Here is a 12,773-nt window from a genome sequence, read left to right on the forward strand (position 1 = left end):
TTCGTACAAGGGGAGTTGGCATGGCCGAGGCCTACATAGTCGAAGCGGTACGCACCCCGGTGGGCCGGCGGGGCGGCGGGCTCGCCGGCGTCCACCCCGCCGACCTGGGCGCCCATGTACTCAAGGCCCTCGTCGAGCGCAGCGGGATCGATCCGGCCGCCGTCGAGGACGTCGTCTTCGGCTGCCTCGACACGGTCGGCCCGCAGGCCGGCGACATCGCCCGCACCTCCTGGCTGGCGGCCGGCCTGCCCGAAGAGGTCCCCGGCGTCACCGTCGACCGCCAGTGCGGCTCGTCCCAGCAGGCTCTCCACTTCGCCGCGCAGGGCGTGCTCTCCGGCACCCAGGACCTGGTCGTGGCCGGCGGCACCCAGAACATGTCGATGATCCCCATCGCCTTCGCCTCCCGGCAGGCCGCAGAGCCGCTCGGCCTGACCGACGGCCCCTTCCTCGGCAGCGAGGGATGGCGCGCCCGCTACGGCGACGCACCCGTCAACCAGTTCCACGGGGCGCAGCTCATCGCCGAGAAGTGGGCCATCACGCGCCGCGACATGGAGGAGTTCGCCCTGCGCTCGCACCAGCGGGCCATCCGTGCCATCGACGAGGGTCGCTTCGCGCGCGAGACCGTGGCCTGCGGCGACGTCACCACCGACGAGGGCCCGCGCCGGGACACCACCCTCGCCAAGATGGCCGGCCTCAAGCCGGTCATGGAGGGCGGCACGATCACCGCGGCCTGCTCGTCGCAGGTCTCCGACGGCGCGGCCGCCCTGCTCATCGCATCCGAACGTGCCGTCGCCGAACACGGCCTGACCCCGCGCGCCCGCATCCACCACCTGTCGGTACGCGGCGAGGACCCGATCCGCATGCTGTCCGCGCCGATCCCCGCGACCGCGTACGCCCTGAAGAAGGCCGGCATGACCATCGACGACATCGACCTCGTCGAGATCAATGAGGCCTTCGCGCCGGTCGCGCTCGCCTGGCTGAAGGAGACCGGCGCCGACCCCGCCCGAGTCAATGTCAACGGCGGCGCGATCGCACTCGGCCACCCGCTCGGCGCGACGGGCGCGAAGCTGATGACGACGCTCCTGCACGAGCTGGAGCGCACGGGTGGGCGGTACGGCCTCCAGACGATGTGCGAGGGCGGTGGCCAGGCCAACGTGACCATCGTCGAGCGGCTCTGCTGAGAGGACCACCGTCGAGCGGCCAGCGACGTACCTATGGGTGAGTGGGCGCGACGTACCCGTCGGCGAGGGCTCTGAGGGGGAATGACAGTCACCACCGGGGGGCGCGGGTGTAACACGGCCCACAAAGACGCCCCGCACAGGGGCGTGCTATCGTGGTGGCTGTTGCAGTTTTGGTACCCATATACTTTATGTGCGCCTGACGGGAATGATCCTCAGGCGCATTATTTGTTTCCGGGGTTTCTCCGGATGGGCTCAATGCGGCGACGAGGAATCCGTAAATCCGCGGATTTCCGGAACTGCCCCTGTCTTAGGAGAAATGACATGGCTACTGGCACCGTGAAGTGGTTCAACTCGGAAAAGGGCTTCGGCTTCATCGAGCAGGACGGCGGCGGCCCCGACGTCTTCGCCCACTACTCCAACATCGCCTCCTCCGGCTTCCGTGAGCTCCTTGAGGGCCAGAAGGTCTCCTTCGAGGTCACCCAGGGCCAGAAGGGCCTGCAGGCGGAGAACATTCTCCCCGCCTAATCGCCGACGAGGCGTATTTTGCAGCCGCGGAATTAGCGGCTCGCGAATTTCGCAGCCGGGGCCCGCACCCTCAGGTGCGGGTCCCGGCTTGTGCTGTCTTGTCCCAGGAGGCAAAACCGTATGACGCGCACGACCAGCAAGCGCTTCGGCGCAGGTTCCGGTGCCGCCGCCGGCTCACGTTCCGGTTCCGGTGCCCGCCAGGGGTCCGGACGGCCCGCAGCGAAGTCCCCCAAGCCCGCCAAGTCCGCCAAGGGCAGGAGCACGGGCGCTCCGCAGGGCGAATTCAAGCTGCCGGAAACCCTCACCCCCGCGCTGCCCGCCGTCGAGGCCTTCGCCGACCTGGACATGCCTGCCGCGCTCCTCAAGACGCTCGACGCGCAGGGCGTGACCGAGCCGTTCCCGATCCAGGGCGCCACCCTTCCGAACTCGCTGGCCGGCCGCGACATCCTCGGCCGAGGCCGCACCGGCTCCGGCAAGACCCTCGCCTTCGGCCTCGCCCTGCTCGCCCGCACCGCGGGCCGGCGCGCCGAGCCCACCGCGCCCCTCGCGCTCGTCCTGGTCCCCACCCGGGAACTGGCCCAGCAGGTCACCGATGCGCTCACGCCGTACGCGACCGCGGTCAACCTCCGCCTCACCACCGTCGTCGGCGGGCTCTCCCTCACCAAGCAGGCCAACGCGCTGCGCCGCGGCGCCGAGGTCGTCGTGGCGACGCCGGGCCGGCTCAAGGACCTCATAGAGCGAGGTGACTGCTCGCTGGAGAACGTGGGCATCACCGTCCTCGACGAGGCCGACCAGATGGCCGACATGGGCTTCATGCCGCAGGTCACCGCGCTCCTCAAGCAGGTCGAACCGGACGGGCAGCGGATGCTGTTCTCGGCGACCCTCGACGCCAACATCGACCGCCTGGTCCGGATGTTCCTCACCGACCCGGTGGTGCACTCCGTCGACCCGTCGGCCGGCGCGGTCACCACGATGGAACACCACGTGCTGTACGTGATGGACGAGACCGACAAGAAGGCCGTCACCACGCGGATCGCCGCGCGCGACGGCCGCGTGATCATGTTCCTGGACACCAAGCGCTCCGTGGACCGGCTGGTCAAGCGGCTCCTGGCGAGCGGTGTGCGGGCGGCCGGGCTGCACGGCGGACGTTCCCAGCCGCAGCGCAACCGCACGCTCGACCAGTTCAAGAACGGGCATGTCACGGCGCTCGTCGCGACGAACGTGGCGGCTCGCGGCATTCACGTCGACGACCTCGACCTCGTCGTCAACGTCGACCCGCCGACCGACCACAAGGACTACCTCCACCGCGGTGGGCGCACCGCGCGTGCGGGCGAGTCGGGCAGTGTCGTCACGCTGGTCCTGCCGGACGAGAAGCGCGAGATGACCCAGCTCATGTCGTTCGCGGGGATCCGCCCCCGCACGGCGGAGATCAAGTCGAGCTCCGATGAGCTCGTACGCCTCACGGGCGCGCGCGAGCCGTCGGGCGTGCCGGTGGTCATCGAGATCCCGGCCCAGCCGGAACCCAAGCGGGCCGCGTCCGGCGGCGGCCGCAGCCGGGGCCGCCGCGGCGGCCAGGGCACCCGCGGCACGGCCCCGGCCGCCACGCCCCGCGCTCAGTCCGCCACGCCCCGTGCTCAGTCCGCCACGCCCCGCGCTCAGTCCGCCACGCCCCGCGCTCAGTCCGCCACGCCCCGCGCTCAGTCCGCCGCGTCCCGCACACAGGGCGCCGGCGGCCGTACCCAGGGTGGCGCTGCCCGTTCGCAGGGCGGTGCCGCTCGCACGCAGGCGGGCGCATCGCGTACGCAGGGTGGTGCTGCTGCTCGCACGCAGGGCGGCGCGGGCCGTACCCAGGGCACGCGGACCCAGGGCTCCGGCCAGGGCGGCCGGGGCGCATCGTCTCGCTCCCCCCAGGCCGGCCGAGGCCGCGGCCAGTCCGGCACGGGGCGGTCGGGGGCCTGAGCTTTTCCGCGCAGCCCTCCGTCTCGTCACTCAACGGGTTTGGGCGGTCTCGTACTGAGGGTTAGGGTGCCCAGCGCATGCTGATCATCAGGGGGGACCGCACGTGAGCGACGACAAGCTGCCCGAACCGTCTCAACTGCCGCTCACGCCCGAGGAGTTGGACAAACACCACGCTCCCTGGGCGGCCGGCACGACGGTAGCGCCTTCTGCTGACAGTTACGCCGATCCGTTGGCCGTCCGGCCGCTACAGCCGAACCCGGTTCAGCAACCGTCTCCGTTCCTGAAGCCGGCTCCTCAGGCCGGACGGCGCCAGGAAGGCGAGCGGCTGAAGATCGAGCCGTCAATCCTGACGGGGGCCGCGGGAAGGGCGGACGAGATCCATACCGCATTCACCAAACCCGCCGCAGCGCTGGAAGCCCCGGCGCTGGCCGCAGCCTCGGCCATGGAGGGCTGGGAGACGGCGTTGGCACTGAAGACCGCTCACACACACTGGGAGACCCAGGCCGGCACGGTGGCCGGCTGGCTTGCGCAGATCGCGGCGAGTCTGCGCGCGGGGGCTAAGGACTACACCAAGACCGATGCGGCCATTGATGAGGCCTTCAGGGGTGTCAAGAGTCCTCGATCGCCGTTCGAGAGGTACTGATGTCTTCGTTCTACCAGGAGATACTGGACACTGATCTCGGGCCGCTCCATAAGCTCGCCACTCAGTGGCGTACCTCGCACCGCGAGATCGGGAAACTCGGCAAGCGAGTCCATGACGAGATACTCCAGCCGTTGCGGAACAAGGGGTACTGGGAGGGTGCCGCGGCCCCCTACGCGTGGCGCATGATCGACGACATCGAGCGCCAACTCGAAAACGCCACCAAGGTCGCGGCGGCCGTGGTGGGCGTGTTGGACGACGCTCTGGGCGAGTTGGAGTCGGTGCGAGCGGATCTGCACGCCGCGATCGGCCGGGCGAGCGCCTCGGGGCTTCACGTCGCTGCCGACGGGACCGTATCCACGACGGTGGTCCATGGGCAGTGCATACCCATCGACAAGGACTCCGATGAGGACAAGGCGATCCAGAACGCTCAGCGCGAGCTCGTGGACATCGTGAAACGAGGGATTGCCGCCGACCAGAACCTGTCGTTCAGCCTCATGTCGGACATAGGAGTCGACCCGTGGTTCAACGGCAATCCCCAGCACAGCAACATCGACACCACCAACACCATCGGCTATGACGAGTACAACGCCCTCAACCGAGCGATGCAGGGCAAGTCGCCCTATCCCGTGGCCTCCAAGGACGATCCATACGACCTGGGTTTCGGATGGCTTCTGGGCGAGGGTCCGCGGGAGCGGGACTACAACGCCGGGGACACCATGACGGAACTGATCCGTGCGAGCGAGAGCATGGAGCAGCTCCGGGCCGACACGGCCGATCAGTGGCGCAAGGAGGGGAACGCCCAGGGGACCGTGCAGTACTCCATCTCCGCCGGCGGGAAGGTAGGCGCCCTCGAGAAGCTGATCACGACGGACCTTCCGGCGATTGCGACCGATGACCCGAAGCACCTCGGCGAGGCGTTCGTCGGATCCTATTCGCTGGACTATCAGATTCGCGGGCAGGACCCCGACGGTTCTCTGGTCGTGCAGTACAAGTTGAAGAACGCGACCAGCAATGAATCCTTCCTGCACTACATCGGCTACTACGACTGGCTCAAGAAGACCAATCGAGATGAGGGTGTTCTCTCTACCGTGCGCCAGGAAATCACTTGGACCGAGCGCATCCCGGCCGGCAGAAAGTAAAGCTATGAGCTGCTCTCTGCGTATGGCCGCGATAGCTGCGACCCTCCCATTGTTGGCTCTCGGGCTTACGGGCTGCGGGGCGACCGAGCGCTGTGTCCCGGCGGGGAGTTCGGCCGTGGGCACCGGGGATCTGGCCGGGACGTACCGGGGGGTTTACGAGGCGCGGGGAGCCGTTCTCACGCTGTCGTCCGTCCCGGGGTGGAGCGGGGGCACCCTCACGGTCGAGGGCTGGCCCACGGGCTCGACTTACCGTGCGGAGCTGGGCAAGACGTTCAAGGGCTCCGGCACGTGGGAGCTCGACGCCGGGTCCCAGGGCGGTCCGCTGGTCCGGCTCTCCTTCACGCAGCCGCACGACTGGATCTCGGGTGACACGGTCGATCGGCTCGCGATCGCGGCGGATTCGTCGAGGACGGTGCTGTACGAGAACTCCGACCCGGACACATGCCCCGACTTCCGCCTGGACCGCCCCTGACACCCCGGCTCCGCGGCGGTGGGCGGGGGCGGAGGCTGCGGCTCCGGGGCACCTACTAGGGGCGCGGGGAACTGCGCGGATGCCCCAGCACGGTCTGCACTCGAAGTCCGGGGGTTCCTGGGGCTCCGCCCAAGACCCCGGGGGATGCCCCACCCCACCCCACCCCTTCCCGAAACCCTCCGGGGGCGGGAAAGGGGGCTGGGGTTCAGGACCTGGGGCTCTGCCCCAGGCCCCGTTCGCGCCCGAAAGGCGCTCGTTCTGCCGAGATCAAGCGCGCCCTGCCTAGGATGAGGGATGCCAATGCCGGGGCCCTGGCAAGGGGGAGGGACGCCAGTGCCGGGCGTCCTGGCAAGGTTGACCTAGCCAGGGGCGCGGGGAACTGCGCGGGCGGGTACCCGCGGGCCGTGATCTGTTGTCGGGCTCAGGGGACCAGGTGGGTGCGGAGGGCCGTCAGGTCCTTCAGGGTCAGACCCAGGCCCCGCGTGAGGTAGCCGTACAGGTCGCCGTACTGGGAAGAGAGTTGGGCGAGTGCCGCGTTCAAGTAGTCGCTCCGGACCTCCTGGAGCGGGATCAGCAGGTCCGGGTTCTGCATGATCCCCGCCTGCTTCAGCCCCGCCCGCACCCCCGCGTCCGCCGCCGCGCGGAACCCGTTGGACGCCAGATAGTCCTGCTCCGCCGTCGCCGCCGGGACCCCCACCGCGCGCAGGAGCACGTAACTCTCCCACCCCGTACGGTCCTTGCCCGACGTGCAGTGGAAGAGCACCGGCCCCCGGGACGTCGCCAAGTCCTTCAGCGTCGCCCCGAACTGGACCCGCGCCGCCGGATCGGAAACGAAGGCCTGGTACTCGGTGCGCATCAGCGCCTCCGCCCTGCCGTGACCCAGCATCACGTCCTGCGTCGCCGGATCCTTGGACCCGATCGCGGACAGCATCTGCGCGTACAGGCCGCTGTCGGTGACCGGGCGGGACGTCGGGGCCGCCCCGGCCGGCAGCCGGTCGGGGCCGTCGTACTGGAGCTCAAGCGGCACCCGGAAGTCGACCACCTCGCGCAGGCCGAGCCGCGCCAGCGTCGAGAGGTCCGGGTCCGTCGCCTTGTTCAGGGCGTCGGCGCGGTAGGCGAGGCCGTAGCGGACCTGGGCGCCGTCGTAGGTCCGGTACCCGCCCAGGTCACGTACGTTCACCGCGCCCTGGAGCACGACCTGGTGGATGGGGGAGACGGACCGTTGGGACGCGCCCGCGCGGGGTGGCGCCGACGCCGACGTTGACGCCGACGCGTTCGCCGCCGCGGGCAGGAGGCCCACCGTCAGGCCGGCGACGGCGACCGCCGCGATCGCCACGGAACTGGCACGTGTCACCGGCTGACGGTGGAGGCGGGGGCGGGGGTGAGGCTTCATGGGTCAGCAACTCCCTGCTGGAAAAGGGGGGTTCACTCCACCGACGGCAGAGCGCCGAGCACCTGCGCCGCCTCGGCCATCACCCGGGTGACGAGTTCCCCGCAACTGGGGAGGTCCTCGATCACCCCGGCGACCTGGCCCGAGGCCATCACTCCGAGATCCGTACGACCCTCGACCATGGACGCCCTCAGCAGCATCGGGGTGTTCGCCGCCAGCAGGGTCTGACTCCAGGTCAGGTTCTTGCCGTGTTTCATTGCCAGGCCGTCCCGGACGAGTTGGGCCCAGCTCAGACCGGAGATCTTCCGGAAACCCGAGGCCCGGCGTATCGCGTGGGTCAGCGCCCGGACGCGACCCGCCGTCTCCAGGGTCGTGACGAGGTCCGTGCGGAGCATGCGGTGCGGCAGTCCGTCCACGGCCGTGGTCACCGTGACGTCCTTCACCGTGGCCTTCAGGTACGCGGCCTTCACCGCGTCGGGGACCGTCGAGTCGGAGGTCAGCAGGAAACGGGTGCCCATGGCCACGCCCGCCGCGCCGTAGGCGAGCGCCGCCACCAGGCCCCGCCCGTCGTGGAAACCGCCCGCCGCGATCACCGGAATGTCCACGGCGTCGACGACCTGCGGCAGCAGCACGGTGGTCGCCACCTCGCCCGTGTGGCCGCCGCCCTCGCCGCCCTGCACGATCACCGCGTCCGCGCCCCACGCCGCGACTTTCTCGGCGTGCCGCCTGGCGCCGATGGACGGGATCACGACGACGCCCGCGTCCTTCAGCTCGGCGATGAGTTCGCGGGACGGGGCGAGCGCGAAGGACGCCACCCGCACCCCCTCGTCGATGATGATCCGCACCCGCTCGCGGGCATCGGCGGCGTCCGCCCGCAGATTGACCCCGAACGGCGCCGCGGTACGGGACGCGACCTCCCGGACCGCGCGCCTCAGCTCGGGAACCGTCATCGTGGCGGACGCCAGGATGCCGAGGGCGCCCGCGTTCGCGGTGGCCGAGACCAGGCGGGGGCCGGCCACCCAGCCCATGCCGGTCTGCACGATCGGATGCCGGACGCCCACCAGCTCGGTCAGCGCCGTTTCGATGCGGGGCCCATTGCGTGGCTCGATAGGTGGCTCGACACGAGGCCCATTGCGTAGCTTGATAACCGCCTCATTGCATGGCTCGATACGTGGCTCGATGCCTGGCTCGACAGGTGGCTCCATCCCTCTACGGGGGCCGACACCGGCGGGCTCTGCGTGCTGCCCGGCGTCGGGCCCCGCGGGGTCGGGCGTCACGGCCTGACCTCGCGTTCGCGCAACCCGTCCGGGTCGATGACCTCGCGGATCAGGCGCAGCTCGTCGGCGGTGGGCTCGCGGGTGCACATCGGTTCGTCGAGGCCGTACAGCTCGAACGCCGTCGCCCCGCGCACCTCCTCGACCGTGACCCCGGGATGCAGCGACACCAGCCGCATGGCGTGGTCCGGTGTCGCGAAGTCGAAGACGCCGAGATCGCTCACCACGCGGGGGATGCGGTGGAAGCGGGTCGCCGAGGGGCCGGCGGCCGCCGCGCTGTCGTAGCCGACGCCGCAGACCATGTCGACCTTCGGCACGAAGACCCGGGTCGAGTGCTTCGGCACCCAGTAACTCACCGGATTGTTCAGGGTGTTGACGGGCGCGCCGCGCACCCCGAGGAGCTGGCGGGCCGGCCGGGACCAGTCGCCGATGCAGGAGATGTTCTGGTTGCCGAACCGGTCGATCTGGCTCGCGCCCATCATGACGTGCCGCCGGCCACCGGTCACCATGGTCAGATGCCGGCGGTAGGGCAACCACCCCTCGGGTTCGCCGTCGAGCCCGACGAGCATCGCCTCGCCGTCGGTGAGCAGCAGGTCGGGCGAGAAGGTGCGCCGGGCGAGGCGGGCGCCGATCGAGGGGATCAGGCCCATGGGACTCGCGAGGACCTCCCCGTTGTCGCGCCAGGCCTCGGCGCAGGCGATCACGCAGTACTCGGCGCGCGTCACCCGCGCGGCGCTGATCGTCATGGCCGCTCCTCGTCGTGCCAGTTCTCCACCGCCGACTGGTAGGACTTCTCGTCGGGGCCGGCCAGGAAGCGTGCGGCGAACTCGGCCCAGGGGGTGGTCGCGTACAGCTTCTGGAAGGGCTCGTCCCGGCCGTAGTCGGGGGCGCAGGAGGTGAAGTGGGCGCCGCCCGGGCACTCCACGACGCCGGTGACCGTGTGCCGTCCGACGAGCAGGGACTGCGGCACGGCGCCCTCGAAGCCGTCCGCGATCCGCTCGCACGAGAGGTACGCGCTGTCGGCGGCCTCGCAGAACAGGTCGTCGAAGTACGGGTCGGGGCCGAGGTACTGGCCGTTGCCGAGCCGGTCGGCGCGGTTGAGGTGGACGAGCGCCGCGTCCATGCGCAGGGCCGGCATCGCGACGAACGTCTCGCCGTCCTCGTACGGTGAAGTGACCGTACGCAGTGCCGGGTTGACCCGCATCACGTCCGAGCCGATGCCGGCACGGACCGGCAGGAACGGCAGCCGGTTCGCGGCGGCGTGCAGGCCCCACATGAACATCGCCTCGTCGATCTCCATCAGCTCGAACGCGGCCGCCTGGCGGGCCGCGCGGAAGTGCGGCTCAAGGGGGACCGAATCGAGGGTGACGAAGGGCGCGACCAGCTTGCGGATCCGGCCTGCGGCGGCGAGCAGGCCCACATCGGGGCCGCCGTACGAGATCACCGTGAGGTCGGTGACGGGGGAGCGCAGCAGGGCCCGCACCAGGGCCATGGGTTTGCGGCGCGCGCCCCAGCCGCCGATGCCGAGGGTCATGCCGCTGCTCAGGCGCGCGACGACGTCCTCGGGCGTCATGGTCTTGTCGGTCACCGCTGTCCCTCCTCGCTGGACGTCCTGTCGGTTTCCGCCGCGGCGGCCCCCGGCGGCGTCCCGAACGTGTCGCGCACGCGGTCCGCGACGCCGCTGAGGGCCGCCTCGAAGGTGAAGCCCTGCTCGAAGCGGTAGCTGCGGCGTACGTCGACGGGGTCGATGCCGTTGATGGCGGCCTTGGCGAGCCGGATCAGCGTGCCGTTTTTACGGGCGATCTCCTGCGCCAACTCCATGGCCGCGCACAGCAGTTGGTCCCGCGGAACGACCTTCCACACCGAGCCGTGGGCGTGCAGCTCGGCGGCGGTCGCGGTGCGCGAGGTGTAGTAGAGGGCGCGCATGAGGTGCTGGGGGACCAGGCGGGCCAGGTGGGTGGCGGCGCCCAGCGCGCCCCGGTCGAGTTCGGGCAGGCCGAAGACGGCGTCCTCGCTCGCCACGATCGCGTCCGCGTTGCCGGCCAGGCCGATCCCGCCCCCGAGGCAGAACCCGCCGACCGCCGCCACCACCGGCACCTCGCACTCGTACACCGCGGCGAACGCCTCGTAGCAGCCGCGGTTCGCGCCGATGAGGGACGTGTGGCCGGGGTCGCGCTGCATCTCCTTGATGTCGACGCCCGCGTTGAAGCCGCGGCCCTCGGCGGCGAGCACCACGCAGCGGGTCCCGGGTTCGCGACCGGCGGCGCGCACCGCGTCGGCGAGCTCGTACCAGCCTTTGACGGGCAGGGCGTTGACGGGCGGGAAGTCGACCGTGACGAGGCAGATCCCGTCGGCGGGGCTTGAGGTGGAGACACCCATGGGCGGATCAGCTACCTTTCCACCAAACATTTGTTAGGTGAGGAAGGTAGCGCGGATGGAGCTGACCGGGAAGGCAGTCGTCGTCACCGGTGGCACCCGGGGCGTGGGCGCGGGGATCGCGAAGGCGTTCCTCGGGGCGGGCGCCGACGTCGTCGTGTGCGCCCGCAGACCGCCCGACCAGCCGGTCGAACGCGACGGCCGCACCGCCGCGTTCCGCCCCCTCGACCTGCGCGAACCCGACGCCGTACGGAACTTCTTCGCGGAGGTCGCCGCCGACTACGGGCATCTTGACGTCCTGGTCAACAACGCGGGCGGCACCCCCTACCGGCTGCTGGGCGAGGGCGAGGCGGAGCGCCACGAACGGGTCGTCGAGCTGAACCTGGCGGCCCCCCTGCGGGCCTCCCTCGCGGCCCGTCCGTACCTGCGGGACGCACACGGGTCGGTCGTGATGATCGGGAGCGTCAGCGGGGTGCGGCCCTCGCCGGGGACGGCCGCGTACGGCGCCGCGAAGGCGGGCCTGGAGAGCCTCGCCCGCTCGATGGCGGTCGAGTGGGCACCCGAAATGCGCGTCAACACGCTGGTCCTCGGCATGGTCCGCACCGAACTGAGCGACCTGCACTACGGCGACGCGGAAGGCGTCGCGCGGGTCGGGGAGACCGTGCCGCTCGGCCGGCTCGCCGAGCCCGGGGAGATCGGGGCGGCCGCCGTCTTCCTCGCCTCCGCGAACGCGTCCTACATCAGCGGCGCGTCCCTCCTCGTCCACGGCGGCGGCGAACGCCCCGCGTTCCTGGATGCGGCAACGGTCGACCGACGTGCCAACAAGCCCGAAGGAGACGGAAGATGAACGGATTGTGCGAAGGGCGGGTCGTGCTCGTGACCGGCGCGGGACGGGGGCTCGGGCGCGCCCACGCGCTGGCCTTCGCCGAACAGGGCGCGCGGGTCGTCGTCAACGACCTGGGCGTGGGCCCCGACGGGGCGGGATCCTCGCGCGGCCCGGCCCAGGAGGTGGTGGAGGAGATCCGCGCGGCCGGCGGCGAGGCGGTGGCACACGGCGGCGACATCGCCACGACCCAGGGCGCCGCCTCGCTGATCGCTACCGCCCTCGACGCGTTCGGCGCGCTGCACACCCTGGTCAACAACGCGGGGTTCCTGCGCGACCGGACACTGGTCAACCTGGACGAGGACGACTGGGACGCCGTCATGCGGGTCCACCTCAAGGGCCACTTCCTGCCCCTGCGGCACGCCGCAGCGCACTGGCGCGCCGAGGCCAAGGCGGGCCGCGAGATCGCCGCGCGCGTCGTCAACACCGGCTCCGGAGCGGGCCTGTTGGGCTCGGTCGGGCAGGGCAACTACAGCGCCGCGAAGGCCGGCATCGTGGGCCTGACCCTGGTGGCGGCGGCCGAAATGGGCCGGTACGGCGTCCAGGTCAACGCGATCGCCCCGGCGGCCCGCACCCGGATGACCGAGGGAACCTTCGCGGAGGCGATGGCCGCGCCCAAGGACGCGGGCGCCTTCGACGCGATGGCCCCCGAGAACGTCTCGCCCCTGGTGGTGTGGCTGGGTTCGGCCGCGAGCGAGGGCGTCACCGGCCGGGTCTTCGAGGCGGAGGCGGGCCGCATCACCGTCATGGAAGGCTGGCGGCCCGGCCCGACCAGCGACAAGGGCGCCCGCTGGACGCCGCGCGAGGCGGGAGAGGCAGCCCTGAAACTCCTCGCGCAGGCCGAGGCTCCGGGGGTGGTGTACGGGTCACGGTAGGGGAGCCCGGCGTTCCCGGGTTGCGTACGGCTTAACCCGCCGTGGCCCTTCCATTA

At 71.0% G+C, this 12,773-nt stretch carries 13 protein-coding genes; 8 read left to right on the forward strand and 5 right to left on the reverse strand.

The features are described from left to right. The first annotated feature begins 20 nt into the window (after window positions 1–20). The 6 genes from AB0D31_RS00475 (at window position 21) to AB0D31_RS00500 (ending at window position 5,919) form a co-directional block, all read left to right on the forward strand. Window positions 21–1,181, forward strand: a complete 1,161-nt coding sequence (locus AB0D31_RS00475; RefSeq protein ID WP_362714884.1) for an acetyl-CoA C-acetyltransferase — start codon at window positions 21–23, stop codon at window positions 1,179–1,181. 321 nt (window positions 1,182–1,502) lie between these two features. Beyond that, window positions 1,503–1,706 (forward strand): cold-shock protein, encoded by a 204-nt coding sequence (locus AB0D31_RS00480; protein WP_053727847.1) that lies wholly within the window; start codon window positions 1,503–1,505, stop codon window positions 1,704–1,706. Between the two features lie 120 nt (window positions 1,707–1,826). Further along, a complete protein-coding gene (locus AB0D31_RS00485; protein WP_362714887.1) occupies window positions 1,827–3,665 on the forward strand; it encodes a DEAD/DEAH box helicase in 1,839 nt (612 codons plus the stop codon). Window positions 3,666–3,768: 103 nt separating this feature from the next. Beyond that, the gene (locus tag AB0D31_RS00490) at window positions 3,769–4,308 is read left to right on the forward strand and encodes a hypothetical protein (protein WP_362714890.1); all 540 of its coding nucleotides are present in this window, start codon (window positions 3,769–3,771) and stop codon (window positions 4,306–4,308) included. After that, window positions 4,308–5,447 carry a hypothetical protein gene (locus AB0D31_RS00495; protein WP_362714893.1) on the forward strand — a complete coding sequence of 380 codons (1,140 nt, stop codon included), beginning with the start codon at window positions 4,308–4,310 and terminating at the stop codon, window positions 5,445–5,447. Before AB0D31_RS00490 ends, AB0D31_RS00495 begins: the two co-directional genes overlap by 1 nt. Window positions 5,448–5,562: 115 nt before the next feature. Further along, window positions 5,563–5,919, forward strand: coding sequence for a hypothetical protein (locus AB0D31_RS00500; protein ID WP_362714895.1), 357 nt, complete (start codon window positions 5,563–5,565; stop codon window positions 5,917–5,919). 421 nt (window positions 5,920–6,340) lie between these two features. Here the strand turns inward: AB0D31_RS00500 and AB0D31_RS00505 are convergent, their stop codons facing one another. The 5 genes from AB0D31_RS00505 to AB0D31_RS00525 form a co-directional block, all read right to left on the reverse strand. Then, window positions 6,341–7,273, reverse strand: coding sequence for a tyrosine-protein phosphatase (locus tag AB0D31_RS00505; RefSeq protein ID WP_362714898.1), 933 nt, complete (start codon window positions 7,271–7,273; stop codon window positions 6,341–6,343). Between the two features lie 71 nt (window positions 7,274–7,344). Beyond that, the gene (locus AB0D31_RS00510) at window positions 7,345–8,394 is read right to left on the reverse strand and encodes a nitronate monooxygenase (RefSeq protein ID WP_362715233.1); all 1,050 of its coding nucleotides are present in this window, start codon (window positions 8,392–8,394) and stop codon (window positions 7,345–7,347) included. 188 nt (window positions 8,395–8,582) lie between these two features. Beyond that, window positions 8,583–9,329, reverse strand: a complete 747-nt coding sequence (locus tag AB0D31_RS00515; protein ID WP_362714901.1) for a CoA-transferase — start codon at window positions 9,327–9,329, stop codon at window positions 8,583–8,585. After that, window positions 9,326–10,171 (reverse strand): CoA-transferase, encoded by an 846-nt coding sequence (locus AB0D31_RS00520; protein ID WP_362714904.1) that lies wholly within the window; start codon window positions 10,169–10,171, stop codon window positions 9,326–9,328. Before AB0D31_RS00520 ends, AB0D31_RS00515 begins: the two co-directional genes overlap by 4 nt. Continuing rightward, window positions 10,168–10,962 (reverse strand): enoyl-CoA hydratase family protein, encoded by a 795-nt coding sequence (locus tag AB0D31_RS00525; protein WP_362714907.1) that lies wholly within the window; start codon window positions 10,960–10,962, stop codon window positions 10,168–10,170. The genes AB0D31_RS00520 and AB0D31_RS00525 overlap by 4 nt, the downstream gene beginning before the upstream one ends. Before the next feature lie 55 nt (window positions 10,963–11,017). Between AB0D31_RS00525 and AB0D31_RS00530 the strand changes: the two genes are divergently transcribed. Both AB0D31_RS00530 and AB0D31_RS00535 read left to right on the forward strand, forming a co-directional pair. After that, window positions 11,018–11,806: an SDR family oxidoreductase gene (locus tag AB0D31_RS00530; protein WP_362715236.1), complete on the forward strand. Its 789-nt coding sequence runs from the start codon at window positions 11,018–11,020 to the stop codon at window positions 11,804–11,806. Next, complete coding sequence (locus AB0D31_RS00535) at window positions 11,803–12,717, forward strand: SDR family oxidoreductase (RefSeq protein WP_362714909.1); 915 nt, start codon at window positions 11,803–11,805, stop codon at window positions 12,715–12,717. The genes AB0D31_RS00530 and AB0D31_RS00535 overlap by 4 nt, the downstream gene beginning before the upstream one ends. The last annotated feature ends 56 nt before the right edge of the window (window positions 12,718–12,773 follow it).

The sequence above is a fragment of the Streptomyces sp. NPDC048361 genome, from assembly GCF_040651795.1.
Lineage (GTDB): Bacteria > Actinomycetota > Actinomycetes > Streptomycetales > Streptomycetaceae > Streptomyces.